Here is a 24,983-nt window from a genome sequence, read left to right as displayed (position 1 = left end):
GTCGGTCCTTCTTGAAGAGAGAAAGGGAAATCGGGCAGCCTATCCCTGCGCAACCCTGGGAAGCGGCGCGAGCGGACGGCCGAGCCGCTCGGCAATGTCGGGGAATTTGTCGCTGCGCATCGATCCGAACATGCACAGGCGCAGGCATTCCTGGGCGAGGCGACGGCCAAGGGCCCTCCGTTCCCCCTCTTCGCGCGCATGGCTGCGCGCCCAGATCGGCCAGAGAAAGGCACCGGCCAGCATCAGCACCGACAGGACTTCGGCATCGACGCCGTCTTCAGCGAGATCGCTGTGGGCGAAGCGCTGGAGCGAACCTTCATATTCGCGCCAGAAGGGATCGGCCATCGGATCGGGCGAGGCCAGAAGCTGGAGCAGCCAGATGCGGCACAGCTCGGGATTGTCCATCGCGAACAAAGCCAGCCGGTCGGTGGTGTCGGCAATGTCGACTTCCTCGACCCGGCGCTCGCCGATCGTCTCGGGATCGCCGAAGACCGAACGGAACATGCGTTCCGACACCCAGTCCGCAGTCGCCTCGATCAGCTTCTCGCGGGTTTCGAAATGCTGGTAGGCGGTGCCGCGATTGACGCCGGCGAGATGGGCCACTTCCGACAGGCTGACGCCATCCGGCCCATCCTTGGCCAGCAGCGCACGGGCGGCTTCCAATATGGCCTCACGGGTCGCCACGGGATCGCGGGCGCGCCTTTTCCGAATGTCCGTCATGCTGCCTCACCTAGGTTGATCGTTCAGAGCCTATAATGATCAGCCCTGTTGATCGGCTCCATCCCTGCCCGCTCCGGGGCCAGAGTCAATCGCTGCGGCCCGGCGGCCGCGCCCTCATCGCTCCCGCGAAGGCCATGGCCCCAAACGCCGATCGGCCGGACAACCCCTGGGGCTGCCCGGCCGATCGTCTGGTCCTTGGCGCGGATGGATCAGCGCGAACCGAAGGCGAAGCGCAGATTGACGCCAAATTCGCGCGGCGGGGTGACCGTGGCACCGGTATAGGTGCTGGTATAGGTCGCCGCCGCCGTGGTCGCGCCGGTCGCGGTGAAGCCGGTGATCTGCTGATAGCCGGTGAAGAGCGGGGTGGTCCGCGTCAGCACCTTGGTCGTGTCGAACAGATTCTTGGCAAACAGCGAGATTTCCCAGCCGCCATCGGGATCGCGGATACCGGCATAGAGATTGACCAGCGCATAGGCGCTGACATCGTCATAATTATTGCCCGGATCGCCCTTCGACTTGCCGTTATAATTGACGAGGCCACGGATGAAACCGTCGGTCTTGCCCGAAATGGTCGTGTGGAACTCGCTCTGCAGCGTGGCGGTGATCGGCGGCAGGAAGGCCGCGCGCTGGTTCACCTGACAAGCCGAGAGATTGTCGGCACCGACCGCACCCTGCAGTTCCGCCAGGCTGGGCGCATTGCCGACCGGATCGGGGATGCCGTCGCCGTTCAGGTCGTTGCACGGAATGGTGCCGTTCTTGATCTTGCCGAGCGAATAGCTGCCGGTCAGGTTGACGTTCCAGCTGCGGGTGATGTCGAAGCCCAGTTCGCTTTCCACGCCGTTCACCTCGACCGGGACCGCGCCCACGAAGTTGAACGAGCCGACCTGCTGCGCGGTGCCGGTCACCTGGCCAGCCGCATTGCGGACGGCGACGGTGTTCACATAATAAACGCCGTTGTTGGGCACGCGATAGGGGAAGTTCTTGTACTTCTGGTGATAGGCGGTGACGTTGAAGCGCATCCGCCCGCCCATCAGCGTGCTCTTGAAGCCCAGCTCATAGGATTTGGAGGTTTCGGGCGGCAGGTCGAGGAAGGAGCGCTCCAGCGCCGACGGCGCGATGTTGAAGTCGCCGACCACGTTGATGCCCGGACGGAAGGAGCTGCCGGTGGCGGCATAGACCAGGAAGTCCGGCGTGAAATTATGCTTGATCGACGCGCTGTAGATCAGCTTGTCGGCATCCTGCGAGTCCGCGGCGATGGTGTTGCCGTTGACCGCCAGATAGTTGTTCGACTTATACTTGATCTGGCGCAGGCCGCCCGCCAGTTCGGTCGCCTCGCCGAAATGGGCGGTCAGGTTGCCGAAGAAGGACTGTTCGTGCGACTTGCCGGTGCGATCGATCTCGGTCTGCACGATCGAGGCAATCCGACCACCAAGGGCAGCAGGCAGGCGCACGATGGTCGGCGAGGTCAGGTGGGTCGGCGGGTTGAGCCGGTCGTCGAAGAAGCCGATGACATAGTCGAACATGTCGAAGACACGCTCTTCATTCTGCAACCGGATTTCATGCGAGGTTTCCTTGGCCACCGTGTCGGTGACCTGATTGACGTCGCGGCCAATGAAGAAATTGCCATCGTCGACATTGTCGGTCGAATGGAATTTCTGCTTGGTATACATGCCCTGATAGATCAGGCGCTGGCCGGCAAAAGCCAGTTCCGACCGCCAGTTGAAGATGTCGAAGCGCTGGTTGATGATGCGCGGCTGTTCCTGGATCGACAGGCGATCCTTGGCCGTGATCAGCACCGGGCTGGGCGTGGCGTCGGGATTGGCTTCGCTGAAGGAAATCGCCTGGTCATAGGTCCGCGCATCGCGGTCCATATATTGATAGGTGCCCTCCAGCTTCAGCCAGTCGGTCGGCTCGATCGTGCCGACGATGCGCGTGCTCTTGGTGCGCGACCAGGGGCTCGGTCCGCCGCTGAGCGGCCGCACGCGATCGGCATCATCCTCGTTCCAGACGCCCGACACGCGGATGCCGGCAATCCCTTCGATGATCGGCAGGTTGAGCCCGCCCTTGAAGTTGAGCGTGCCGATATCGTTGCCGGTCCAGTCGATGAAGCCGCCAAACTGGTTGAGGTCGGGCTTGCGCGTGGTGATGGTGATGGAACCCGACGGCGAAGCGCGGCCGCGCAGCGTGCCCTGCGGCCCGCGCTGCACTTCGATCTGGCCGATGTCGTACATCTGCTGCAGCACGGCGCCCGGCGAGAGCGGCGCGTCGTTGAAGTAGAATTGGATGGTGCCGCTGTTGCCGCTGGCATTGGCGTCGAAATTCACGCCGCGCAGGCGCGCATTGCCGCCGATGCCATTGGCATTGTTGGTCAGTTCAAGGCCTGGCGCCAGCGCCTGGACCTCGTTGAAGGTGCGGATGTTGAGGTTGCCGATCGCCTGTTCGGTGACCGCGTTGACCACCGCAGGCACGTCCTGAATGTCTTCGCCGCGACGACGCGCCTCGACGATGATGATCTGGGCGTCGAAACCGGTGTTGCTGGTTGCAGCTTGTTCCTCGGGCGCCTGGGCAAGAGCCGGCGTCGCGATGGTGAGTGCCGCGACACTCGCGCCGATCAAATAATAGGCCGACATGCGATTCATAAGTGAAGCCTCCCCAAATAAACATCATGTTGACTATTGAGTCACCATTGATGCAGTGATCTTTTTTGCTTTGGTTGATTCTCGTTATGCCTGATATTGGCGGCCCGAGAAGCCCGACCGCCTTGCAGATGGCGACATATCGCCATCGCGATTCCACCAGATCGTCACTGATCCCCCAGGCGATTTGCGCCTGCCCTTTCCCCCTGCATGATCACCAGCCGATGGCGCATGAGAGGGGAGAGCGCAATGGACATGCAAATGACGGGCAGGGTTGCGATCGTGACCGGCGCGACCGCCAATATCGGTCGCGCCATCAGCCTGGGGCTGGCGACCGAAGCGGTGAAGCTGGTCGCGGTGGGGCGCGATCAGGCGGCCGGCGCGCGGCTGGTGGAGCAGGCCATCGCCGCCGGCGCGCAGGACGCCCGTTTCGTGGCCGCCGACCTCAGCGACCCGGCCGCGCCGGGGCAGATACTGGCGGCGGCCTCCGCGCTGGGCGAGGTCGCGATCCTGGTCAACAATGTCGGCGGCAATATCGGCGCGGGATTCTTCGTCGATTCCGATCCGGCAAGCTGGGCCGGCGACATCGATCTCAACCTCGGCACGCTGTTGCGCATGACCCATGCGACACTGCCCGGCATGATCGCGCGCAAGGCGGGCGCGATCGTCAATATCGGCTCCACCGCGGGTATCGTGGGCGACTATATGCTGCCCGTCTATTCTGCGGCCAAGGCGGCGGTCCACGGCTTTACCAAAGTGCTGGCGAAGGAAGTCGGACCGCACGGCATCCGCGTCAATTGCATCGCCCCCTATGGCACCGTGTCGCGCGATCCCGCCGCCTTCTCCAGCGGCAGCCGATTCCACCCCGATCGCAACTTCTTTGGCCGGGCCTTTGCCAGCACCAGCCCGAAGGACATGGAGAAGCGGTCGCGCCAGACGGTGCTGGGCCGCCCCGTCGCCTTTGCCGAGGAAGTCGCCTCGCTCGCCGTCTATCTGGCGTCGGACCAGGCCGGTTTCATCACCGGCCAGGTCTATCCCGTCGACGGCGGCAGCCTGCTGTGAATCAGGCGTCGGGCGGGCCGAAGCGGAAGATCGTCATCTTGTTGCCGTCCAGATCGCGGAAATAGGCTCCATAGAAGCCGTTGGGATCATCGCCGCGAATGCCGGGCTTGCCCTCGCACTTGCCGCCCAGTTCGAGCGCGCGGGCATGGACCGCATCGACCTGTGCCCGGCTGTCCGCCTGGATGCCGACCTGATTGCCATTGCCCGGCGTTGCATCCCCCTCGAACGGAATGCCGATCAGCAGCATGCCGCCCTCGGCCGTCTTGTAGGCGACCAGATCGGGCCGGTCATAGGCGCGCACCGCGCCCAGCAGTTCGGCAATGCCGTCATAGAATGTCTTCGCACCATTCAGGTCGCGGGTGCCGAAACGGGCCATACTGATCATATTGCTCTCTCCCTCATAACCCGCCCATGCCGCGCCAGCGGTCCGGTCCCATCCACACATATTCGACATAATGGCCGAGCCATTCGCGCGTATCGAGATAGACGAATTCCAGCATGCCCGGCGTCCCGCCCTTGAGCACCACCGGATAGGGCTGGTCCTCGACCCGCGCCATGAAGGCGGCCCAGTCATCGACCCGGTTGCAGATATGGTGGAAGACCAGCCGGTCGTCGGCGGGCAGCGCATCGCGATAGAGCGCCAGCACGTCACCCGATATCGGCTGGATCAGTTCGAACTGCATGTCGTCGACCCAGACGAAGGCGAGCTTCTGCACGCCCTGCCCCTCGCCCTGCGGGGTCCAGAGCTGCACCGGCACCTCGATTTCGGAGAGGGTGCGGACATCGGCCTGATCGCGAAACTGGGCGACGGCCTTGTCGACATTGCGGGTGACATAGGCGTTCTGGAAATGATGGCCGGTCAGCATGGCTCAGCCCTCCCGTGCGACGTCATAGCGCGACAGATAGCGCTCGAAATGCGGCGCCAGTTGCTCGACCGACAGGCCATATTGGGCGAGCTTATAGTCGTGGCGACCGAACTTGCCCTGCGGGTTGTCGTCGAGCCAGGCCTGCATTGCTGCTTCTGCCTCTGGCGTGAACTCATCGCCCAGCGCTGCGTAGAGCCGCCTCATCGTGCCGATCGGATCGCTGGTGAGGTCGGCATAATGGACGTCGACCATGCTGTCCTCGCCCAGCCGCTCGCGCGCATCCATGATGCGGTCGGCATGCAGCTTGGCCTGATAGGTGCAGTTTTCCGCCAGCCACTCGCCGTCGACCCGGCCGGTAAAGGCCATCTGCCCCAGGCTGATGATCGAACAGAAGCTGCCCATGGCGGTATAGGGATCGCGATGGGTCCAGATGAAACGGGCATCGGGATAGATTTTGCGGATCGTCTCGATCCACAGGCTGTGGCTCGGCATCTTGAGGTTCCACACACCCGGCGCATCGGCCTGCAGCAATTGCAGGAAGCGTTTGTGATATTCATAGGCCGACGTCATGTCGGTCGAGAACAGCCAGTCGCGATAATTGGGCAGCTTCCCCCGCGATTCCAGCGCCAGCGCCTTGAAATCATGCGCCATGAAGAAGATGCATTCATTGGGGTAGACGGCCGAATTGCGATAATATTTGCCCATTTCCGGCCGGGCGGCGAGCATCGCCTTTTCCTGTTCCAGCCGGGCGATGGCACGCGGATCGCTCTTGAGCGTGGCGCTGGTCGCCGGCGGCACCGGTTCGTCAATCTCCCAGGTCAGCGGCGAGCGTCGCGCCGGATCGCAGGCCAGCAGATTGCTGAGCAGGGTCGTGCCGGTGCGCGGAATGCCGAAGACGAAGACCGGCCGCTCGACCGGCCGTTCCAGCAGCTCGGGCCGCTGCGCCAGATAGTCGGTGGTCCGGAGGCGATTGGACAGGAGGTCGACGACATTGGCCTCCATCCGCGCATGGCCGCTGTCCGACAGGCCAGCCTGGTTCGCGTCGGCCAGCAATATGTCCAGCCCTTCGCGATAGCTGTCGGAATCGAAGCGATCGAGGCCGGTGGCCTTGATCGCGCGGTCGATCAGCGCGTCGGCAACCAAAGCAGCGCCCATGGCATGTCTCTCCTGATGTCTTTTGCCGCCATCATGGGCAGCAGGGCGATGCGCGCCAATGCCACCCGATGAAGCGGCCCGGCCGCACTATCGATATCGGGCCATATCAGAAGCGCGCGGCCAGCCCCTATCGCGGGCGCGATGTCAGATGCTGGCGAAACTGGCGCGGCGTCGCCCCGGTGGCACGGCGAAAGGCGAAGGCGAAGCTGGAGGGCGAAGCGAATCCGAGCGCGAAGGCGATCTCCTTGATGCTCTCGCTCGATCCCAGATAGCGTTTGGCGACATCGATCCGGCACTGGACGATATAATCGCCGATCGAACAGCCCCGGCTGGCGCGAAAGCCGCGCGTCAATTGCCGCACCGACAGGTTGCACAGCGTCGCCAGCTCCTCCAGAGAAGGCGCCGCGCCGCCCAGCTGCAGCCGCTCGTCAATCCGCCGCAGCCGCCAGGTGGCAAGCCCCCCGGTCGCCGGTCCTTCGGCGATCGCCTGGCAATAGCGCGCCACCTCGATCGCCAGTTGGCCGGCGATCAGTTCGGTCAGCACGATGCTGCCCGGCCCCGGCCGGTTCACCTCCTCCGCCAGGCGGAACAGGCAGGCGCGCATATGCGGATGGGCGATGTCGAGGCAGGCCGCCAGCCGACTGTCGGTCCATTCGATCGGCCCATCGAGCCAGCGGTCGATCGCCTCCGCCTTGATCTCGCACACGACCGAGGATTGGCTACCCTGTCCTTCGGTCCGCAACCGCAATGCCTGCCCCGGCGGCACCAGGAAAATCTCGCCCAGCCGCTCATAGCGATGCGGTCCCCAATGGTCGGCATAGCAGCCGCGCACCCGCTCGGGCCGGGGGGTCAGACACATGTCGAGCCAATAATGGCGCTCGCGCCGGAAAATGCGGTCGGTCGGCCCCGCCAGATCGAGCCGCATGATCCGTGCCTGCGCCTGCGGCACCGCAATCTCGGCCTCGAAAACCGACCTGGCATAGGATTCCGCCATCGCTCCCCCGCTCTCTGGCCATGTTTGGCCCTATCGCTGCACTATGGCTCATTCTCGATAGTCTGGTCAATTGCGTCGGCGCCGGAGTCGCCCCCATCCTTGGGCCATCAGGCAAGCCGCCAACGATGCGGCACCCTATGGAGAGAGATGAATGGCTAAGGGTCTTTTCGACTGCACGGGCAAGGTCACGCTGGTCACCGGCGGCAATGGCGGCATTGGCCTGGGCTTCGCCATGGGCGTCGCCAAGATGGGCGGCGACATCGCCATCTGGGCGCGCAATGCGGACAAGAACGAAGCCGCCGCCGCCGCCCTGCGCGCAGCGGGCGCCGGCCGGGTCGAAACCTATCAGGTCGATGTCGCGTCGGAAGAGGCGATCGTCGACGGCTATGCCAAATTGCTCGCCGATTTCGGCCGCATCGACTGCGTCTTCGCCAATTCAGGCCGCGCCTCGCGCTCGCGCTCGGTGCTGACGCTGGATTCGGCGGAATGGCATGACCTGCTGGCGGTGAACCTGCACGGCGCCTTCTTCACCCTGCGCGAAGGGGCCAAGGCGATGGTCGCCCGCGCCGAGGCTGGCGAGCCGGGCGGCAGCCTGGTCTATTGCGGCAGCCTGTCGATGTTCCATGGCATTGCCGGGATCAACAATTATGCCGCGTCCAAGGGCGGCATGGGCGCCGCCGTGCGCGGCATGGCGGCGGAACTGGGCAAGTACGAGATCCGCGCCAACAGCATCGCGCCCGGCTATATCAAGACCGGCATCGGCGGCGATGGCGAGATGAGCCCGGAGATGCAGGCCCGCATGGCCGCCGTTGACGCCCATTTCTCGGCCAAGACGCCGATCCATCGCCCCGGCGCGATCGAGGATTTCGAGGGCATCGGTGCCTATCTCGCTTCCGACGCCTCGCGTTACCATAGCGGCGACACGATCGTCATCGACGGCGGCAGCCTCGTCTATCCGCCCTACGCCTTCTGAGCCGATCGAAGGAGCGCCCCGATGCACCTGCTCAACATCCATGATGTGAATGATGTCCGGCTCGACGCCTATCAGCGGCCCGAGCCAGGTCCGAAGGACGTCGTCGTGAAGATGAAGGCCTGCGGCATTTGCGGCAGCGACCTCAGCTATATCAAGAATGGCGGCATTCCCGGCCCCGGCAAGCTGACCGCGCTCGGCCATGAGGGCGCGGGCGAGATCATGATCGTGGGTGACGAGGTCGCGGGCGTCAGCATCGGCCAGAGCGTCATCATCAACCCGATGATGACGCCCAGCTTCATCGGCAGCGGCGGACCGGAAGGCGCCTTTACCGAGGAATTGCTGGTCCGCGACGCGCGGCTGGGCGACAGCCTGCTGCCGATCCCGGACGGCATATCCTATGATGTCGCCGCCATGTGCGAACCGCTGTCGGTGGCGATGCACGGCGTCAACCGGGCGCAGGCCAAGGCGGGCGACAAGGTCGTCATCTTCGGCTGCGGCCCGATCGGCCTTGGCATGGTGCTCTGGGCGATCGACCGGGGGTGCCAGGATGTGATCGCGCTCGACCTGGCCGAGGAACGGCTGGAGCGGGCCCGCGCGCTCGGCGCCCACACGATCAATCCGGCCAAGGAAGATGTGATCGCCCGGATCAAGGCGATCCATGGCACCACCACCGTGTTCGGCCGCGAAAAGGCGCAGACCGACGCCTATATTGATGCGGCCGGCGCGCCCTCCATCCTGTCCGACGTGATCGCCATGGCCAAGACCCATGCCCGCCATGTCATCACCGCAGCCTATATGAAGCCGATCGAGCTGCCCGCCGGCCCGATGCTGACGACCGAAATGACGATCACCACGGCGGTCGGCTATCCAACCGAAATGCCCGATGTGATCGCCGCCATGCCGCGCCTGAAGGACAAGATCGCGGCGCTGATCAGCCACAAGCTGCCCTTCGCGCAGGTTATGGAGGGGCTGGAGATCGCCGCCCGCCCGCAATCCGCCAAGGTCATGATCGAGTTCGAGGGAGCCGACGCATGAGCACGCAACCCACCGAAAAGCCACAGACGCCGCCCCAAACTCCGCTTGGCGCGCTTGTCATGGCCGGGCAAGGCCAGACCGAGGCGGAAGCGATCACCGACAGCATCTTCATGGTGAAGGATATTTCCAACGCCTATCTGGTGACGACGGCGGACGGCGACCTGCTGGTCAATACCGGCTTCCTGGGCAATGGCGCGCGCAACAAGGGGCTGTTCGCGCCGCACCGCACCGGCGCGCTGAAACGCATCATCGTCACCCAGGCCCATCCCGACCATTATGGCGCCCTGCCCGACCAGCAGGAGCCGGGCACGCAGGTGATCACGGGTGTCAACTTCGTCGACACGGAGGATTATTTCGACCGGCTCGGCCCGTTCCTCGGCATCCGATCGGGCAAGCTCTGGGCGTCGATGACCCGGCGCGACGGCCCGCCGCCCAAGCCGCCCCGCATCGTCCCCGACCGGATGGTCGAGACCGTCCATGCCTTCGAACAGGGCGGCCGCAAGTTCGAGGTGGTGAAGACGCCCGGCGGCGAAACGCTCTGCTCGGTGTTCGTCTGGATGCCCGAGGAAAAGATCATCTTCACCGGCAATCTGTTCGGCCCGGTGTGGCGCTCCATGCCCAATCTGGTGACGATGCGCGGCGACCGCCCCCGGCTGGTGCGCGCCTATCTCCAGTCGCTCGAGCATGTCCGGTCGCTGGAGCCCGAACTGGTTATCACCGGCCATGGCGATCCGATCCGCGGCGCAGACACGATCCGCGCCGATCTCGACCGGATGCACGCCGCCGTCACCTATATCGAACGCGAGACGATCGCCGGCATGAATGCCGGCCGTCCTGTCCAGGATCTGATGCGCGAGATCGTCCTGCCAGAGGATATCCGCATCGGTGAATTCCATGGCAAGACCAGCTGGGTCGTCCGCGCCATCTGGGAGGAAAATGCCGGCTGGTTCCATTATGAGGATGGCACCACCGCCCTCTACGGCGTGCCGCGCCCGACCGTCTATCCCGATCTGGTCGAACTGGCCGGCGGCGCCGGGGCGCTCGCCGCCCGCGCCCATGTCCATGCCGCCGCGGGGCGCCCGCTCGAGGCGCTGCACCTGCTCGACATCGCGCTGGGCGTCGCGCCCGACCATGAGGCGGCGCTGACCGTCAAGAAGGCCGCGCTCGAACAATTGCTCGCCCGCAGCGGCGGCACAAACCTGTCCGAAACCATGTGGCTGAAGGCGGAAATCGCCGACGCCGACAAGCGGCTCCCGGCCGCCTGACACCCATTCCAGGAAGCATAATCATGGCACGCAGTCTTACCCATTTGGAGCGCCTAGAGGCGGAGAGCATACATATATTGCGGGAGGTTGTGTCGGAGGCGGATCGGCCTGTGATGCTCTATTCGGTGGGCAAGGATTCGGCGGTGATGCTGCATCTGGCCAAGAAGGCCTTCTATCCCTCGCCGCCGCCCTTCCCGCTGCTCCATGTCGACACCACCTGGAAGTTCCGGGCGATGTATGATCTGCGCGACAAGGCCGCGCGCGACGCGGGCATGGAACTGCTGGTCCATCATAATCCCGAGGCCCAGGCGCGCGGCATCAACCCGTTCGACCATGGCGCCCTCCACACCGACATGTGGAAGACGGAAGGGTTGAAGCAGGCGCTCGACAAGTTCGGCTTCGACGCGGCATTCGGCGGCGCGCGCCGCGACGAGGAGAAGAGCCGTGCCAAGGAGCGCATCTTCTCCTTCCGCACCGCCAGCCATGGCTGGGACCCCAAGAACCAGCGGCCCGAACTGTGGAACCTCTATAATGCCAAGAAGGCCAAGGGCGAGAGCATCCGCGTCTTCCCGATCAGCAACTGGACCGAGCTCGACATCTGGCAATATATCCAGCTGGAAGGCATCGAGATCGTGCCGCTCTATTTCGCCGCCCCCCGCCCCACCGTCGAGCGCGACGGCATGCTGCTGATGGTCGATGATGACCGCTTCCCGCTGGCGCCCGGCGAAGTGCCGGTCGAGCGATCGATCCGCTTCCGCACGCTGGGCTGCTATCCGCTCACCGGCGCAGTCGAGAGCGAGGCCAGCACCCTGTCGGAGGTGATCCAGGAGATGCTGCTCACCACCACATCCGAGCGCCAGGGCCGCGCCATCGACAAGGATGCCGGCGGCGCCGGCATGGAGAAGAAGAAGCAGGAGGGGTATTTCTGATGTCCGACGTGATCACACAGGACCCCGTCTACCAGACCGATGCGCTGATCGCGCAGGACATCGACGCCTATCTCGACGTCCATCAGCACAAGACCATGCTGCGCTTCATCACCTGTGGCTCGGTCGACGATGGCAAGTCCACCCTGATCGGGCGGCTGCTCTATGATTCGAAGATGATCTTCGAGGATCAGCTCGAGGCATTGCAGGCGGATAGCAAGCGCGTCGGCACGCAAGGCGGCGAGATCGACTTCGCCCTGCTGGTCGATGGCCTCGCCGCCGAGCGCGAACAGGGCATCACCATCGACGTCGCCTATCGCTTCTTCGCTACCGAGAAGCGCAAGTTCATCGTCGCCGATACGCCGGGCCATGAACAATATACCCGCAACATGGTCACCGGCGCCTCCACCGCCGACCTGGCCGTCATCCTGATCGACGCGCGCAAGGGCATTCTCACCCAGACGCGGCGCCACTCCTACCTCGCCCACCTGATCGGCATCCGCAACATCGTGCTGGCCGTCAACAAGATGGACCTGGTCGGCTATGACCAGGCCGTGTTCGACGGCATCGTCAAGGATTATGCCGAGTTCGCCCACTCGATCGGCATCAGCGCCTTCACGCCGATCCCCATCTCCGGCTTCAAGGGCGACAATATCACCGCCCGGTCCGACAACACCCCCTGGTATCAGGGGCCAACGCTCATGGCCCATCTCGAAAGCGTCGAGGTCGATGCCACCACCGCGGCGGCCAAGCCCTTCCGCATGCCGGTCCAGTGGGTCAATCGCCCGAACCTCGACTTTCGCGGCTTTGCCGGCCTGATCGCCAGCGGATCGGTCAAGCCCGGCGACACCGTGCGCGTGCTGCCCTCGGGCAAGACATCAACGATCAGTCGCATAGTAACCCTTGATGGCGATCTCGACGAGGCGATCGCCGGCCAGTCGGTCACGCTCTGCTTTGCCGACGAGATCGACTGTTCGCGCGGTGACGTGATCGCGATCGCCGACAATCCGCCTCAGGTCTCCAGCCAGTTCGAGGCGACCATCGTGTGGATGGATGACGAGGCGATGCTGCCGGGCCGGCCCTATTGGCTCAAGATCGGCACACAGAGCGTCTCGGCCACCGTCCAGGCGCCCAAATATGTCGTCAACGTCAACACCATGGAGCATCTGGCCGCCAAGACGCTGGACTTGAATGCCATTGGCGTTGCCGAACTGGCGACCGACAAGGCCATCACGTTCGAGCCCTATGCCGATAACCGCACCTTGGGTGGGTTCATTCTGATCGACAAGATCAGCAACCGCACCGTGGCGGCGGGCATGCTCCACTTCTCGCTGCGCCGGGCCCAGAATGTCCATTGGCAGGCAACCGACATCGGCCGCGAGGACCATGCCCAGCTCAAGAACCAGCTGCCCCGCATCCTCTGGTTCACCGGCCTGTCCGGCTCGGGCAAGTCGACCATCGCCAATGAGGTGGAAAAGCGGCTCGCGCTGATGAACCGCCACACCTTCCTCTTGGATGGCGACAATATCCGCCATGGCCTCAACAAGGATCTGGGCTTTACCGAGGCCGACCGGATCGAGAATATCCGCCGCGTCGGCGAGGTTGCCAAGCTGATGGCGGATGCGGGCCTGATCGTGCTGACCGCTTTCATCTCCCCCTTCCGCGCCGAGCGCGACATGGTGCGCGAGATGCTGCCGGACGGCGAGTTCATCGAGATCTTCGTCGATACCCCGCTCGAGGTTGCCGAGGCGCGCGACGTCAAGGGTCTCTACAAGAAGGCCCGTTCGGGCAGCCTCAAGAACTTCACCGGCATCGACAGTCCCTATGAGGCGCCCATCAGCCCCGAAATCCGGGTCAACACTGTCGAGATGACCCCACAGGAAGCCGCCGAGCATATCATCCGTCAGATCATGCCGCTCAAATGAGGGAGGAAAGCATGACGGACGCGGACCTCGCCGCCCATCTCGCCGAAACCGCAGGACGCCTGTTGCTGGAGGTCCGCGCTTCGGGCCTGTTCAGCGCCAAGGCGCTCGGCAAGGCCGGCGATCACACCGCCAACCAGTTCCTCGTCCATGCGCTGCGGGAGCAGCGGGCCGAAGACGGGTTGCTCTCCGAGGAGATGGCCTGTGACGGCGCGCGGCTCCAGCACAGCCGGGTGTGGATCGTCGATCCGGTCGACGGCACTCGCGAATATGGCGAGGCACGCGCCGACTGGGCCGTCCATGTCGGTCTTGCCATCGACGGCGTGCCGACCATCGGCGCGGTTGCGCTGCCGGGCCATGGCGACGGCATCGTCCTGCGTACCGACCAGCCGCGCGCCATCCCGCCCGCGCCCGAGAAGCTCCGCATGGTCGTCTCCCGCACCCGGCCGGCACCCCAGGCGGTCGCGGTGGCAGAGGCGCTGGGCGCCGAACTGGTGCCCATGGGCTCAGCTGGCGCCAAGGCCATGGCCGTGATCCTGGGCCAGGCCGACATCTATCTCCACGCCGGTGGCCAATATGAATGGGACAGCTGCGCCCCCGCCGCCGTCGCACTCGCCCACGGCCTCCACGCATCCCGCATCGATGGATCGCCGCTCATCTACAACCAAGAAGACACCTACATGCCCGACCTCCTCATATGCAGGCATGAACATGCCGACATGGTGCTGGGGGCCTTGGCCGAGATCGCGGCGCAGGTCGCCTGAAAAACAGAAGGGAAGAGGATCATGACCACCGACACCATCGGCCTCGACGCCGACGCCCTGGTCGCCGCCGCGCGCGAACAGACCGGCCTCACCGACCTGGGCGACGACGCCATATTGGAAGGGCTGGACGTGCTCGTCGATGCGATCAATCGCGAGGCCAACCTCACCGAGGCGGCGCAGGGCCGTTGGGCGCAGCAACTGACCGCGACGCTCGCCAACCGGCTGCAGGTCGAGGATTGGCTCGCCCGCCATCCCGCCTTGCTCGAGGCGCCGATCGAGAAGCCGATGTTCGTCTTCGGCCTGCCACGCACCGGCACGACCCTGACGATCAACCTCTTGAACGCCGATCCGGCTCGCCGCTCCTTCCTGCGCTGGGAAGCGTTCAATTCGGCGCCACCCGCTGCGGCCGGCACGCTCAGCAGCGATCCGCGCTATGTCGCGGAGCAGGCGCGGCTCGACATGTCGCTCAAATATGCGCCGCATATTTCGGCCATCCATCATGAGGATGCCGACAGCCCGACCGAGTGCCAGTTCGCCATGGCGCCGTCCTTCTGCGCCCAATATTATGACTCGGTGCTGCATGTGCCGAGCTACCAGAAATGGCTGTTCGCCACGAGCTACCTGCCTGCCTTCCGCTATCACAAGCGGCTGCTGCAATTGCTGCAGGCGGAAAATGGCGGCCGCTGGACGCTGAAGAATCCCTGGCATCCGCTGTTCCTGGACGACCTCACCACCGTCTATCCCGATGCCCAGCTGGTGATGACCCATCGCGATCCGGCCGATGTCGTCGGTTCGGCCTGCTCCCTCGTCTATCAGGTGCGCAAGATGTTCAGCGCCGATGTCGACCCGGTCGAGGTCGGCCGCTCGCAACTGCGCACCTTCGACCTGATGATCGAGCGGATGCTGGCCTATCGCGCAAAGCATGGCCAGGATGCGATCCACGACATCCAGTATGACGACCAGCTGCGTGACCCGATCGGCGAGATGCGCAAGCTCTATGCTCGCTTCGACGAACCGTTCACGGCGGAAGCGGAAGCCGGCATGACCGCGATGCTGGCCGCCAATCCACAGGGCAAGCATGGCAAGCACAGCTATGACCTGGCCGATTATGGGCTGGATCGGGCGCAGATCCACGCCCATTTCAAGGATTATACCGACCGCTTCTCGATTCCCGTGAAGGCCTGATCCGATGACGCAGGCCCATCATGACCTCGCCCGCCGCTTCTTCGCCGCCCTGTCGGCGGCGGCACTGCCGGATGAATTGCTGACCGACGACATGACCGCCTGGACGACGACGTCGGGCGTCGATGCGCCGCGCGCTGCCTATCAGCGCGGCGTGGCGATGCTGGGGTCGCTGTTCCAGGGCGGGCTGAGCTTCACCGTCGATTCATTGACGGCGCAAGAGGACCGGATCGCGGCCGAGGTGCAGTCGGCCGGCACGCTGGTGAATGGCGAGCCCTTCGCCAATCGCTATGTCTTCCTGCTGCGCATCCGCGATGGTCGGATCGCATCGGTCGCCGAGCATTTCAACCCGGCGCCGGTGGAAGCCCAGATCAAGCCACTGATCCAGGCGATGATGGCGGCAAAACAGGGCTGAGCGATCAGCCCTGTTTTGCACCCTGACTGGCCATCGCGAAGCTGTAGCGCAGATGGTCGAGATGGCCGGTCGGCACCGGCGGGAAGAGCAATGCGTCCTGCGTGTCGCGGATCGCCGCCAGCCGATCGGCGATCTGCTCGATCGTCCAGTCGGGCTGGAACACGCCGACCGTCTCCATCGTATAGGCCCGCGCGACACGCCCGGCCATGGCAATCAGCATTTCGCCGCTGACCGCGCAATCCTGATGCGCGAGATAGCCGACGGCGGGTGCGACCAGCTCCGGATCCATCGGCGGATAGGCACTGGTGTCCAGCCCTTCGGCCATGCGGGTGACGGCGCCGGGCAGGATGATGTTGCTCTTCACCCCATGGGCCGCGCCCTCGATCGCGGCGACGTTGGACAGGCCGATCATCCCCGCCTTGGCGACGCTGTAATTGACCACGCCGGCATTGCCGTAGAGGCCGTTGATCGATCCGGTGAGGACGATGCGGCCATAGTTCGCCGCACACATATACGGGAAGGCGGCACGCACGACATGAAAGGCGCCGCGCAGATGAACGTCGAGCACCGTCTCGAAATCAGCATAGCTGAGCTCCGCCAGACCGCCGCGCCGGACGATGCCGGCATTGTGGATAAGGATGTCGATGCTGCCGAAATGGTCGCGGGCGAGGTCGATCATCGCCTGCCCGCCTTCGGGGGTGGCGACGCTGTCGGTCGAGGCGATCGCCTGGCCGCCGGCGGCGCGGATTTCGTCCACCACCGACTGGGCCGGGCCGGCATCGGTCCCCTCGCCCTGCATGCTGACGCCGGGATCATTGACCACGACCTTCGCGCCGCGCGCCGCCAGCAACAGCGCATAGGCCCGGCCGAGGCCACGCCCGGCGCCGGTGATCAGGGCGACACGGTCGTCAAATCGCAGCATGATAGTCTCTCTCCCGGATGATGATTGGCGGGGAGCTTAGCGACGGCGGTGCCGTCGCCCCAAGCGTGGCGCCAAATGATCGCTCAGGCGACGATCCCGGCGTCGCGCAGCCGGGCGATGGCCTCCGCGTCCATCCCGAGAAGGTCTGCCAGCACCGCGTCGCTATGCTCGCCCAGCACCGGCGGCGCGCTCGGCACCGGCTGCTCTGCGCCGGGAAAGCGGAACGGGCGGTTGACGATCGGGATCATGCCCAGCGTCCTGTGCTCGGTCTCCACCACCATGTTGCGGGCCAGCGTCTGCGGCTGGGCCAGCGCCTCGCTGATGGTCAGGATCGGCGCGTGCGGCACCTGATGCGCGGCGAACAGGTCGGCGAGGTCGGCCACGGTACGGGTCTGCGTCACCGCCGACAGCAGGGCGTTCACCTCCGCCCGCCGTTCGCGCCGCTTGTCCAGCCTGTCATAGCGCGGATCGTCAGCCAGCGCGTCCAGCCCCAGTGCGGCGCAGATCTTGCCCCAGAAATGATTGGTGAGGCAGGCGATGACGATCGACCCGTCGCTGGCCGGGAAGATGCCATAGGGGACGAGATTGGGATGCTGCGATCCCTGCGGCACCGGATCCTGTCCGGTGAAGAAGCTCAATTGCGCCAGATAGCCGAGCAGGCCGATCATCCCGTCCATCAGGCTGATGTCGATCAGCCGGCCGCGCCCGGTGGCATGGCGTTCGTGCAGGGCGGCGAGGATGGCGATCGGCCCGTTGATGCCGCCGACCAGATCGCCCAGCGGAATGCCGAGCTTGGTCGGCAGCCCGCCCGGTTCGCCATTGACGCTGAGCGCGCCGGACATGGCCTGCAGCACGATGTCGAAGGACGGACGGTCCTTGAGTGGCCCGGTCATGCCGAAGCCGGAAATGGCGCAATAGATGAGGCCGGGGTTGAGCGCCGACAGCGCCTCATAGCCAAGGCCCAGCCGGTCCATCACGCCGGGCCGGTAATTTTCGATGACGATGTCGGACTTGGCCGCCAGATCGCGGGCGATCGCCAGCCCCTCGGGGGCCTTGAGGTCGAGCACGATGCTCTTCTTGCCGCGATTGACGCTGAGGAAATAATGGCTCTCGCCGTCGCGCAGCGGCGGGAAGCTGCGGGTGTCATCCCCGCTGCCCGGCGGCTCCACCTTGATCACCTCCGCGCCCAGATCCGCGAGCGCCAATGCAGCCGAGGGGCCGGCCAGGACGCGGGTGAAATCCAGCACCCGCACCCCGGCCAGCGGCCCTGCCCATATACTGTTGTCGTGGCCGTCCATCATGTATCGTCCAGCGGACCGTCCCATCCCAAATCCTCCCCAGGGGGAAGGAACGGTCCGCCGCGCGCGGATCAGGCCGGGCGGCTGGGCAGTTCGGCGATCGAGGTGCCGAAGGCCGAGACTTCGCCGCGATGGGTTTCCGCGCGCTGCTGGATCTCGACATATTTCTTGCCGTTCTCCTCGAACTTGCGGATCACGCTGCCGTCGATGAAGATCACGTCGCCATCGGGATTGTGGCGGCGGATCTGGCACTTGCTCTTGTGCAGGAAGCCGTCGTCGCCGATCCAGTTGGTGACCTGATGGGTCAGCCAGCTGCAGCGTTCCGGACCATAGTCATAAGCGCCCGGCGCGCCGACTTCGAGCGCGAACGCCTCGTCCCAATGGACGCGTTCCGGGCAGTCGGGCACGTTGAAGCGGTTCTTGATGCCGGTGCCGGGATGCTTCTGCTGCATCTTCCAGGCGAGCTTGTTGGCGCGGATATAGAGGCCGCCCCAGCCCTGCGCGTAGCAGATGAAGCCGGTGACGGTCATCGGCCCCTTCATCATGCGCGGCAGCTCGTCGCCGACCTGCACATCTTCCCAATAACGGGGCGTGGCGCCGCGAATTTCTTCCTTCTCGTACAGCTTGTACATTTCGGCCAGCTGTTCGTCGGTGAAGGGCTCCACCCGGCCACGGGCTTCGGTGTACTTGGTGCCACGCTCGCGCGCTTCGTCGCGGTCGGTGCGGAACACCCAGCTGTCGCCTTCGGCGACCTTGTCGCCCGACTGGTTGAAGAAATCGACATGATAGATCTGCTGGAAGCTGCGGCCGGCGAACTTGGTCTGATGCTCGACCAGATCCTTCAAATAGGCCTCGGTGCGGATGGTGTCGTTGCGCAGCACCGGCTTGTGCCAGGTCCAGTCGGCGCCCGCCCACATCGCATGGACGCCCGACAGGCCACCGCAATAGCCCGAGATGATGCGGCTGGTGGTGAACAGGAAGCTGGGCAGCGCGACCAGCGAACCATGCTTGGTCTTTTCGGCATAGGCCGGATCGCACCACAGCGGATTATCGTCGCCGATACCATGGGCATAATGGCGGATCGCGTCGCGCGTGGCTTCGTAGTTCCACGGTTCGACGGTATTCTCGATCTTGACGCCGATGCGCTTGCGCAGGTCGTCCAGCCCCTCCTCGGTGATCTTGGGGAATTTGTTCACGGGCGCGTCGGCCAATGTTGCCATCTCTCTTCTCCTGACTTCAGTTGGCGAGTTCGACCGCCTTGGCGGCCTCACGATCTCTCAAAATCTTGCGGTGGACCTTGCCGGCCGGCGTCTTGGGCAGGTCGGTCACGAATTCGACGATGCGGGGGAATTCATGCTGGGCGAGCTTCTCGCGGGTGAAGTCCTGCAGTTCGCGGACCAGCGCGTCGCTGCCGTCGCGATTGAGGATGATGAAGGCCTTCACCACCTGGCCACGCTTGTCGTCGGGCACGCCGATCACCGCGCATTCCAGCACCGCCTCATGCTTGAGCAGCGTATTCTCGATCTCGACCGCGCTCATCGTCCAGCCGGCCGAGATGATGACGTCGTCGGCGCGGCCGCAATGGTAAAAATAACCGTCGGCGTCGATCTTCGCCCGGTCCTTGGTGGTTTCCCACCGGTCGCGGCGCCACAGCATCAGCTCGCCAATCTCGCCGGGATCGCAGGCGCTACCGTCGGGGCGCTGCACCTCCAGCCTCTGGCCCGGCACCGCCTTGCCCAGCGAACCCGGCTTCACCATGAAATCCTGCGCGCCGGGATAGTTGACCAGCACCACGCCAATCTCGGTCGTGCCGTACATGGAACAGGCCGGCACCTTGAAATGGGCGTCGATGAACTCCAGCGTCGCCGGGTCGATCGGCTCGCCGGTGTAGGACAGCTTGTCGAAATGGAAGGCGAAGTCGGCGGCCCGGCCGCTATTCTTCATCATGCGATAATGGGTCGCGGCGGCCGACATGTTGGTGATGCCATAGGCTTCCAGCGCCTGCATCAGCCGCACCGGATCGAACCGGCCGGCAAAGGTGCCCGTTGTCACGCCCAGCCCCAGCGGCGCCAGCGTGCCATGCCACAGGCCATGGCCCCAGGCCGGCGAGGAGGGGCAGAAAAATTCGTCGCCCGGCCGGATGCCGGTGCCGTAGAGGGCGGCGAACATCAAGGTCACCAGCGCGCGATGGCTGTGCTTCACCGCCTCGGGCAGTTCGCGGGTGGTGCCCGACGTATATTGGAAGACGGCCAGGTCATTGGCCTTGGTCTTCGGGCTGTAAGTCGCCGGGAAGCGGGCGAGATCGGCCAGCAATGCGTCGTCGGCGACGATCACGCGCGGGCCGTCCATGCTGCGCGCCAGCTCCGCCTTTTCGGCATTGGTGATCAGGATGGTCGGCTTGCAGTCATCGACCCGCAGCCGCAATGCATCCGGGCCGAACAGGGTGAAGAGCGGTACCGAGATCGCGCCGGTCTGCATCGCGCCGAACAGGCAGACATAGAAGGGCAGCGAAGGCTCCAGCATGAAGGCGATGCGTTCGCCCGGCTGAATACCCTCGGCATCAAGCCAATGGGCGAAGCGCGCGGCCCCCGCCGCGATCGCGTCGAAGCTCAATATCTCGTCCCGGCCGCCATCATCACCATTGGCGGCATGAGCGATGCGCACGGCGGCGCGGCCCGATCCGTCGGCATGACGGGTGATGCATTCATGGGCGATGTTCAGGTCTTCGCGGTCGCCGTCGAACAGATCCCACAGCGCCGCTGAGGTCGCATGTGCCTGTGCATCGGCATAGCTGCGATAGTCGGTTAGCTTCGCCATCATCCCATCCCATCGGTCCGGCATTCAACCGGGCGAACGGGTCGAAACCCCGTCGCTGCTTGCAACAAGCGATGTCACAGCGACTCATTTGTTGTAAATGGTGAATGATGTTCTATATTTCGAATGACAGGCCATCGGCGTCGCGATAGGATGACGCCATGACCGACAGCCGCACCACGCCCCGCCCGCCCTCCACCGTCCGCAAGGTCGCCAAGGCCGTGCAGGAGAGCAAGGCGCCCGCCATTGCCCGTGCCGCCGCGATCCTGCGCCTGCTGGGCAAGAGCGACCGGCCGCTGGGCGTACAGGCGATCGCCAAGGAACTGGGGCTGGTGCCCAGCACCTGCCTCTATGTGCTGCGCGCGCTGGTGGAGGAGGAACTGGTCGCCTTCGATCCCGACACCAAACGCTATGCGCTGCAGGCCGGCGTGCTGACGCTGGCGCGCAACTGGCTGCGCCGCGACGCCTTCAACGACCTTGCCCAGCCGGTGCTGGATCGGCTGGCCCAGCGCTTCGGCCTCACCATGCTGGGGGTGCAGGCGGTGGGCCTCGATCATATGATCGTCGTCGCCATGGCGCAGTCGGGCAGCGGCTTTCAGCTGAGCGCCCAGGTCGGCAGCCGTTTCCCCGCCCTCATCAGCGCCACCGGCCGCTGCATCGCCGCCTTTGGCGATTATGGCGAGCAGGAGCTGAAGGCGCGGTTCGACACGCTGCGCTGGGACGATCCGCCGCCCTTCGCCGACTGGATGGAGCAACTGCGCCAGACCCGCGCGCAGGGCTTCGCGGTGGACGAGGGCCAATATATTGCCGGCGTCACTGTCGTCTCCGCGCCGGTGTGGAAAGGCGCGGGCCGCCCGGTCCATGCGCTGGTCGCGATCGGCATCGGCGCGGCGCTGCAACGCGAGGGGCTGGGCGCATTGCAACAGGCGCTGGTCGAGGCGGCCGCCGCGCTCAGCGAGCAGCTCAGCGGCGACCGTCCCCTACCGGCGGCGTAGCGCCAGCACGCTGCCTTCAGCGTCGCCCGAGACATAGAGCGTGCCGTCCGGTCCCGCCGTCACATCGGCGAAATTGATCATCGGCCCGGCCATGTCGCCGATCGGCCCCAGGAATTTGGGCGTCACGCCCGCCGGTGCGCCGACCGGCAGGGCGCTGGCAATCGTCTCGCGCGCGCCGCCCGACAGGTCGGTGGCGACCAATGTCTTGGCCCGCGTATCGACGACGAACAATTGCCCGTCATGGATCGCCAGCCCTTCCGGTCGGCCGAGACCATCGACGATCGTCTCGCTGCGACCGCCCGCGATGCGCAGCACGCGCCCCACCCCTGCCTCGGCGACATAGGCTGTCCCATCCGGGGCCAGCGCCACGCCCATCGGCTTGTCGAGGCCGGTCGCGAGTTCGCTGACCGCGCCATTCTCGATCGAGAGCAGCCGGCCAGTGCCATATTCGGCGACGACCACCGCCCCGCCCGGCGCGACCGCCACGCCCATCAACTGGTCGAGGCCGGTGGCGAGGAAATCGCTTTCCCCTTGCCCCGGCCGATAGCGCGCCACCGCGCCAAGCCCGGTGCTGATGATCCACTCGCCCACCTGCGCGCCGGCTGCGACGCCGCGCATATATCCGGGGCAGCCGGGGTAGAAGATCATGCCGGCCAGGGTCAGTGCCTCGCCGGGTTGCAGCGTGTAACCGAAGGTGCCATCGGCGACGAACAGCGCGCCGTCCGCACCCATGGCCAGGCCCAGCGGCCATTGCAGTGCGCGGGGCACGACGGAGCGGACCTTGCCGTCGCCCAGCAATTCGGTGATCTCGCCCGGAATGCTCGACACGAAGATGCGGTCACCGATGAAGCTGACATTGTCGAGGCCGGGGCCAAGGTCGGCCAGCACTTCGCGCGTGCCGCTCACCAGATCGAGCCGCAACACCTGACCGCTGGCCACCTGGGTCGTGACGATCCGCCCCTTGCTGTCGAACTTGACCGAATCCGGCACGCCCAGATCGCCGGCCACCACCTCGGGCGCGCCGCCATTGATATCCACCCGCCAAATCTCGTTGGCGCCCATCACGGGAAAATAGAGCTTGCCGTCCGGGCCGACCTGAAAGGCGTTGGCCATCGGTATATTGTCGAGGATGACGCGCGGCTCGCCGCCATCCAGGTCCAGTTCCATGATCCGCGCGCCGATGCGGCATTCGCCCGCGATCAGCCGGCCCTGATGCCAGGTGATCGGGTTGGCGACCGGAATGTCGCCGCGGATCACGCGAACATCGCCCGATGGCGTGCGCATCGCGACCCGGCCCTCGGTAATTTCGGTCAGATAGAGGTTGCCGGCATCGTCGAACACCAGATCGTCAGGCGCGACGATGGCGCCGCCCATCGCGCTGATCGTCTCGATCGCGCCGCTGTCGACATCGATCGCGCTGACCTGGCTGCCACCGACCTGTGCGACATAGAGGCGCCCGTCCGGCCCGGTCGCCAGGCCATTGGCGCCGTGCAGCCGGCTGGGCGGAGTCAGCCGCGCAAGGGACCAGCCCTCGGCAGCGACTGCAGCACTGGCAGCGCCATAGCGCCCGGACTGGACCGCCATCTCAGGCGTAGCCCAGCAGCGATTTCACTTCGAGATATTCGAGGAAGCCATGCTCGCCCCATTCGCGGCCATTGCCGCTGCGCTTGTAACCGCCAAAGGGCGCATGGAAATCGAAGCCGCCATTGATGCTGATCCAGCCGGTGCGCATCCGCCGGGCGACGGCACGGCACTGGTCGACATCGGTGCCGCTGACATAGCCGGCGAGGCCGAAATTGCTGTCATTCGCGATCTCGACCGCATGGTCGATATCGTCATAGCCGATGATCACCAGCACCGGGCCGAATATCTCCTCGCGCGCGATCACCATGTCGTTGGTGCCGACGAAGACGGTGGGCTTCACGAACCAGCCCTTGTCGATCCCGTCCGGGCGACCGGCGCCGCCAGCGATCAGGGTCGCGCCCTCGTCCAGGCCCTTGCGAATATAGTCCTGAATGATGTTGTACTGGCTCTTCGACACGACCGGGCCCATGGCGACATTGCCGGTCGGATCACCGACCGTCACCGCGTCCGCTGCGCCCTTGGCTGCAGCCACCACCTCATCCATGCGCGCTGCCGGCACCAGCAGGCGCGATCCCGCGCTGCAGGTCTGGCCCGAATTGCCCATCATGCCGCCGGTCGCGCCCGCGACATTGGCGGCCAGCGCGTCATCATCCAAGACGATGAAGGCGCTCTTGCCGCCCAGTTCCAGCCCGACCCGCTTGATCGTGGTCGCGGCATCCTTCTGGATCTGGACGCCGACCGGCTCCGACCCGGTGAAGGACACCATGTCGACATCCTCATGGGTGGAGAGCGCGGTGCCGATCACACTGCCCCTGCCCTGAACCATGTTGAACACGCCCGCCGGCACGCCCGCCGTGTCGAGAATTTCGGCCAGGATCTGAGCCGAGAAGGGGGCGAGCTGTGGCGGCTTCAGGATCATGGTGCAGCCGGTCGCCAGCGCCGGGAAAATCTTGACGCAGGTCTGGTTCATCGGCCAATTCCACGGCGTGATGAGCGCGCAGACGCCGATCGGCTCGCGCGCGATCATGGTCGCGCCATGCGGCTCGTCGAACCTGAACTCGCGCAGCACCTCGATCGCGGTCTGCAGATGCCCCGCGCCCAGCCCGACATGGAAGCCATGGGCCAGCGAGGACGGCGCCCCCATTTCCTCGATAATCGCGTCGCCCAGCTCGGTCTGGCGCCGCGCATATTCCGCCTGGATGGCGAGCAGCAGGTCGAGCCGCTGTTCGCGCGTGGTCTGCGACCAACCGGCAAAGGCCTTGCGCGCGGCGGCCACCGCCTTGTTCACGTCGGCGACACCGCCGAGCGAAATGGTGCCGGCCACCGCCTCGGTCGCGGGGTTGATGACATCCGCGGTCTTCGGTTCGACCGGGGCGACCCACTGGCCGTCGATATAGAAGTTCCGATAGTCGCGCATGTCGATGTCCCATCCTCTCCAAAATCCTCCCCTTGAAG

Annotated in this window: 22 protein-coding genes; 10 read left to right on the top strand and 12 right to left on the bottom strand. The window is 65.2% G+C overall.

What is annotated here, in order from left to right; translation table 11 throughout:
• Positions 1 to 39: 39 nt before the first annotated feature.
• Both CG471_RS06690 and CG471_RS06685 read right to left on the bottom strand, forming a co-directional pair.
• The gene (locus CG471_RS06690; RefSeq protein ID WP_004209050.1) at positions 40 to 720 is read right to left on the bottom strand and encodes a TetR/AcrR family transcriptional regulator; all 681 of its coding nucleotides are present in this window, start codon (positions 718 to 720) and stop codon (positions 40 to 42) included.
• A gap of 209 nt (positions 721 to 929) precedes the next feature.
• Complete coding sequence (locus tag CG471_RS06685; protein WP_099231318.1) at positions 930 to 3,359, bottom strand: TonB-dependent receptor; 2,430 nt, start codon at positions 3,357 to 3,359, stop codon at positions 930 to 932.
• Positions 3,360 to 3,617: 258 nt separating this feature from the next.
• On the opposite strand from CG471_RS06685, the gene CG471_RS06680 reads away from it, so the two are divergent.
• Entirely contained in the window at positions 3,618 to 4,418 is an 801-nt protein-coding gene (locus CG471_RS06680) for an SDR family NAD(P)-dependent oxidoreductase (RefSeq protein ID WP_257211446.1), read from the top strand.
• Position 4,419: 1 nt separating this feature from the next.
• Here the strand turns inward: CG471_RS06680 and CG471_RS06675 are convergent, their stop codons facing one another.
• The 4 genes from CG471_RS06675 to CG471_RS06660 form a co-directional block, all read right to left on the bottom strand.
• Entirely contained in the window at positions 4,420 to 4,803 is a 384-nt protein-coding gene (locus CG471_RS06675; protein ID WP_099231316.1) for a VOC family protein, read from the bottom strand.
• Between the two features lie 13 nt (positions 4,804 to 4,816).
• On the bottom strand, positions 4,817 to 5,284 hold the full coding sequence (locus CG471_RS06670) for a VOC family protein (protein ID WP_099231315.1): 468 nt from the start codon (positions 5,282 to 5,284) through the stop codon (positions 4,817 to 4,819).
• Positions 5,285 to 5,287: 3 nt separating this feature from the next.
• Positions 5,288 to 6,439, bottom strand: a complete 1,152-nt coding sequence (locus CG471_RS06665) for a sulfotransferase (RefSeq protein ID WP_099231314.1) — start codon at positions 6,437 to 6,439, stop codon at positions 5,288 to 5,290.
• Positions 6,440 to 6,566: 127 nt separating this feature from the next.
• On the bottom strand, positions 6,567 to 7,433 hold the full coding sequence (locus CG471_RS06660; protein WP_037518834.1) for an AraC family transcriptional regulator: 867 nt from the start codon (positions 7,431 to 7,433) through the stop codon (positions 6,567 to 6,569).
• Between the two features lie 151 nt (positions 7,434 to 7,584).
• Between CG471_RS06660 and CG471_RS06655 the strand changes: the two genes are divergently transcribed.
• Genes CG471_RS06655 through CG471_RS06620 form a run of 8 tightly spaced genes read left to right on the top strand, consistent with a single transcriptional unit; the run spans position 7,585 to position 15,915 of the window.
• Positions 7,585 to 8,406, top strand: coding sequence for an SDR family oxidoreductase (locus CG471_RS06655; RefSeq protein WP_099231313.1), 822 nt, complete (start codon positions 7,585 to 7,587; stop codon positions 8,404 to 8,406).
• Between the two features lie 21 nt (positions 8,407 to 8,427).
• The gene (locus CG471_RS06650; RefSeq protein WP_099231312.1) at positions 8,428 to 9,441 is read left to right on the top strand and encodes a zinc-binding dehydrogenase; all 1,014 of its coding nucleotides are present in this window, start codon (positions 8,428 to 8,430) and stop codon (positions 9,439 to 9,441) included.
• Entirely contained in the window at positions 9,438 to 10,706 is a 1,269-nt protein-coding gene (locus tag CG471_RS06645) for an alkyl sulfatase dimerization domain-containing protein (protein ID WP_099231311.1), read from the top strand. The genes CG471_RS06650 and CG471_RS06645 overlap by 4 nt, the downstream gene beginning before the upstream one ends.
• A 23-nt stretch (positions 10,707 to 10,729) precedes the next feature.
• Positions 10,730 to 11,635, top strand: coding sequence for a sulfate adenylyltransferase subunit CysD (gene cysD, locus CG471_RS06640; RefSeq protein ID WP_004209061.1), 906 nt, complete (start codon positions 10,730 to 10,732; stop codon positions 11,633 to 11,635).
• A complete protein-coding gene (cysN, locus tag CG471_RS06635; protein WP_099231310.1) occupies positions 11,635 to 13,557 on the top strand; it encodes a sulfate adenylyltransferase subunit CysN in 1,923 nt (640 codons plus the stop codon). The genes cysD and cysN overlap by 1 nt, the downstream gene beginning before the upstream one ends.
• An 11-nt stretch (positions 13,558 to 13,568) precedes the next feature.
• The gene (locus tag CG471_RS06630) at positions 13,569 to 14,318 is read left to right on the top strand and encodes a 3'(2'),5'-bisphosphate nucleotidase CysQ (RefSeq protein ID WP_180275629.1); all 750 of its coding nucleotides are present in this window, start codon (positions 13,569 to 13,571) and stop codon (positions 14,316 to 14,318) included.
• A 21-nt stretch (positions 14,319 to 14,339) separates the two neighbouring features.
• Positions 14,340 to 15,503, top strand: coding sequence for a sulfotransferase (locus tag CG471_RS06625; protein ID WP_099231308.1), 1,164 nt, complete (start codon positions 14,340 to 14,342; stop codon positions 15,501 to 15,503).
• Between the two features lie 4 nt (positions 15,504 to 15,507).
• Positions 15,508 to 15,915, top strand: coding sequence for a nuclear transport factor 2 family protein (locus CG471_RS06620; RefSeq protein WP_099231307.1), 408 nt, complete (start codon positions 15,508 to 15,510; stop codon positions 15,913 to 15,915).
• Positions 15,916 to 15,919: 4 nt separating this feature from the next.
• On the opposite strand, the gene CG471_RS06615 is transcribed toward CG471_RS06620, so the two are convergent.
• From CG471_RS06615 to CG471_RS06600, 4 genes are all read right to left on the bottom strand, one after another.
• Positions 15,920 to 16,837 (bottom strand): SDR family NAD(P)-dependent oxidoreductase, encoded by a 918-nt coding sequence (locus tag CG471_RS06615; protein ID WP_099231306.1) that lies wholly within the window; start codon positions 16,835 to 16,837, stop codon positions 15,920 to 15,922.
• An 83-nt stretch (positions 16,838 to 16,920) separates the two neighbouring features.
• Positions 16,921 to 18,138, bottom strand: coding sequence for a CaiB/BaiF CoA-transferase family protein (locus CG471_RS06610; protein WP_099231305.1), 1,218 nt, complete (start codon positions 18,136 to 18,138; stop codon positions 16,921 to 16,923).
• A 68-nt stretch (positions 18,139 to 18,206) separates the two neighbouring features.
• The gene (locus CG471_RS06605) at positions 18,207 to 19,355 is read right to left on the bottom strand and encodes a MaoC family dehydratase N-terminal domain-containing protein (protein WP_004209068.1); all 1,149 of its coding nucleotides are present in this window, start codon (positions 19,353 to 19,355) and stop codon (positions 18,207 to 18,209) included.
• Between the two features lie 16 nt (positions 19,356 to 19,371).
• Positions 19,372 to 20,955, bottom strand: a complete 1,584-nt coding sequence (locus CG471_RS06600) for an acyl-CoA synthetase (protein ID WP_373562047.1) — start codon at positions 20,953 to 20,955, stop codon at positions 19,372 to 19,374.
• Positions 20,956 to 21,110: 155 nt separating this feature from the next.
• Here CG471_RS06600 and CG471_RS06595 point away from each other — a divergent pair, with 155 nt between their 5' ends.
• The gene (locus tag CG471_RS06595; protein ID WP_099231304.1) at positions 21,111 to 21,944 is read left to right on the top strand and encodes an IclR family transcriptional regulator; all 834 of its coding nucleotides are present in this window, start codon (positions 21,111 to 21,113) and stop codon (positions 21,942 to 21,944) included.
• Here the strand turns inward: CG471_RS06595 and CG471_RS06590 are convergent.
• Positions 21,930 to 23,528: an SMP-30/gluconolactonase/LRE family protein gene (locus tag CG471_RS06590; RefSeq protein ID WP_099231303.1), complete on the bottom strand. Its 1,599-nt coding sequence runs from the start codon at positions 23,526 to 23,528 to the stop codon at positions 21,930 to 21,932. The two genes, CG471_RS06595 and CG471_RS06590, sit on opposite strands and share 15 nt — an antisense overlap.
• Before the next feature lies 1 nt (position 23,529).
• Positions 23,530 to 24,945 (bottom strand): aldehyde dehydrogenase family protein, encoded by a 1,416-nt coding sequence (locus tag CG471_RS06585; RefSeq protein WP_099231302.1) that lies wholly within the window; start codon positions 24,943 to 24,945, stop codon positions 23,530 to 23,532.
• Between the last annotated feature and the right edge of the window lie 38 nt (positions 24,946 to 24,983).

Source organism: Sphingobium sp. IP1 (genome assembly GCF_002708645.1).
GTDB lineage: Bacteria > Pseudomonadota > Alphaproteobacteria > Sphingomonadales > Sphingomonadaceae > Sphingobium > Sphingobium yanoikuyae.
Note: the sequence above shows the minus strand (reverse complement) of the source record. Positions and strands in the feature narration are given on the sequence as shown.

What these genes read in the sequence shown, in the direction of transcription:
- CG471_RS06690 (WP_004209050.1), bottom strand. Translation starts at nt 720, where the DNA reads ATGACGGACATTCGGAAAAGGCGCGCCCGCGATCCCGTGGCGACCCGT.
- CG471_RS06685 (WP_099231318.1), bottom strand. Translation starts at nt 3,359, where the DNA reads ATGAATCGCATGTCGGCCTATTATTTGATCGGCGCGAGTGTCGCGGCA.
- CG471_RS06680 (WP_257211446.1), top strand. Translation starts at nt 3,618, where the DNA reads ATGACGGGCAGGGTTGCGATCGTGACCGGCGCGACCGCCAATATCGGT.
- CG471_RS06675 (WP_099231316.1), bottom strand. Translation starts at nt 4,803, where the DNA reads ATGATCAGTATGGCCCGTTTCGGCACCCGCGACCTGAATGGTGCGAAG.
- CG471_RS06670 (WP_099231315.1), bottom strand. Translation starts at nt 5,284, where the DNA reads ATGCTGACCGGCCATCATTTCCAGAACGCCTATGTCACCCGCAATGTC.
- CG471_RS06665 (WP_099231314.1), bottom strand. Translation starts at nt 6,439, where the DNA reads ATGGGCGCTGCTTTGGTTGCCGACGCGCTGATCGACCGCGCGATCAAG.
- CG471_RS06660 (WP_037518834.1), bottom strand. Translation starts at nt 7,433, where the DNA reads ATGGCGGAATCCTATGCCAGGTCGGTTTTCGAGGCCGAGATTGCGGTG.
- CG471_RS06655 (WP_099231313.1), top strand. Translation starts at nt 7,585, where the DNA reads ATGGCTAAGGGTCTTTTCGACTGCACGGGCAAGGTCACGCTGGTCACC.
- CG471_RS06650 (WP_099231312.1), top strand. Translation starts at nt 8,428, where the DNA reads ATGCACCTGCTCAACATCCATGATGTGAATGATGTCCGGCTCGACGCC.
- CG471_RS06645 (WP_099231311.1), top strand. Translation starts at nt 9,438, where the DNA reads ATGAGCACGCAACCCACCGAAAAGCCACAGACGCCGCCCCAAACTCCG.
- cysD (WP_004209061.1), top strand. Translation starts at nt 10,730, where the DNA reads ATGGCACGCAGTCTTACCCATTTGGAGCGCCTAGAGGCGGAGAGCATA.
- cysN (WP_099231310.1), top strand. Translation starts at nt 11,635, where the DNA reads ATGTCCGACGTGATCACACAGGACCCCGTCTACCAGACCGATGCGCTG.
- CG471_RS06630 (WP_180275629.1), top strand. Translation starts at nt 13,569, where the DNA reads ATGACGGACGCGGACCTCGCCGCCCATCTCGCCGAAACCGCAGGACGC.
- CG471_RS06625 (WP_099231308.1), top strand. Translation starts at nt 14,340, where the DNA reads ATGACCACCGACACCATCGGCCTCGACGCCGACGCCCTGGTCGCCGCC.
- CG471_RS06620 (WP_099231307.1), top strand. Translation starts at nt 15,508, where the DNA reads ATGACGCAGGCCCATCATGACCTCGCCCGCCGCTTCTTCGCCGCCCTG.
- CG471_RS06615 (WP_099231306.1), bottom strand. Translation starts at nt 16,837, where the DNA reads ATGCTGCGATTTGACGACCGTGTCGCCCTGATCACCGGCGCCGGGCGT.
- CG471_RS06610 (WP_099231305.1), bottom strand. Translation starts at nt 18,138, where the DNA reads ATGATGGACGGCCACGACAACAGTATATGGGCAGGGCCGCTGGCCGGG.
- CG471_RS06605 (WP_004209068.1), bottom strand. Translation starts at nt 19,355, where the DNA reads ATGGCAACATTGGCCGACGCGCCCGTGAACAAATTCCCCAAGATCACC.
- CG471_RS06600 (WP_373562047.1), bottom strand. Translation starts at nt 20,955, where the DNA reads ATGATGGCGAAGCTAACCGACTATCGCAGCTATGCCGATGCACAGGCA.
- CG471_RS06595 (WP_099231304.1), top strand. Translation starts at nt 21,111, where the DNA reads ATGACCGACAGCCGCACCACGCCCCGCCCGCCCTCCACCGTCCGCAAG.
- CG471_RS06590 (WP_099231303.1), bottom strand. Translation starts at nt 23,528, where the DNA reads ATGGCGGTCCAGTCCGGGCGCTATGGCGCTGCCAGTGCTGCAGTCGCT.
- CG471_RS06585 (WP_099231302.1), bottom strand. Translation starts at nt 24,945, where the DNA reads ATGCGCGACTATCGGAACTTCTATATCGACGGCCAGTGGGTCGCCCCG.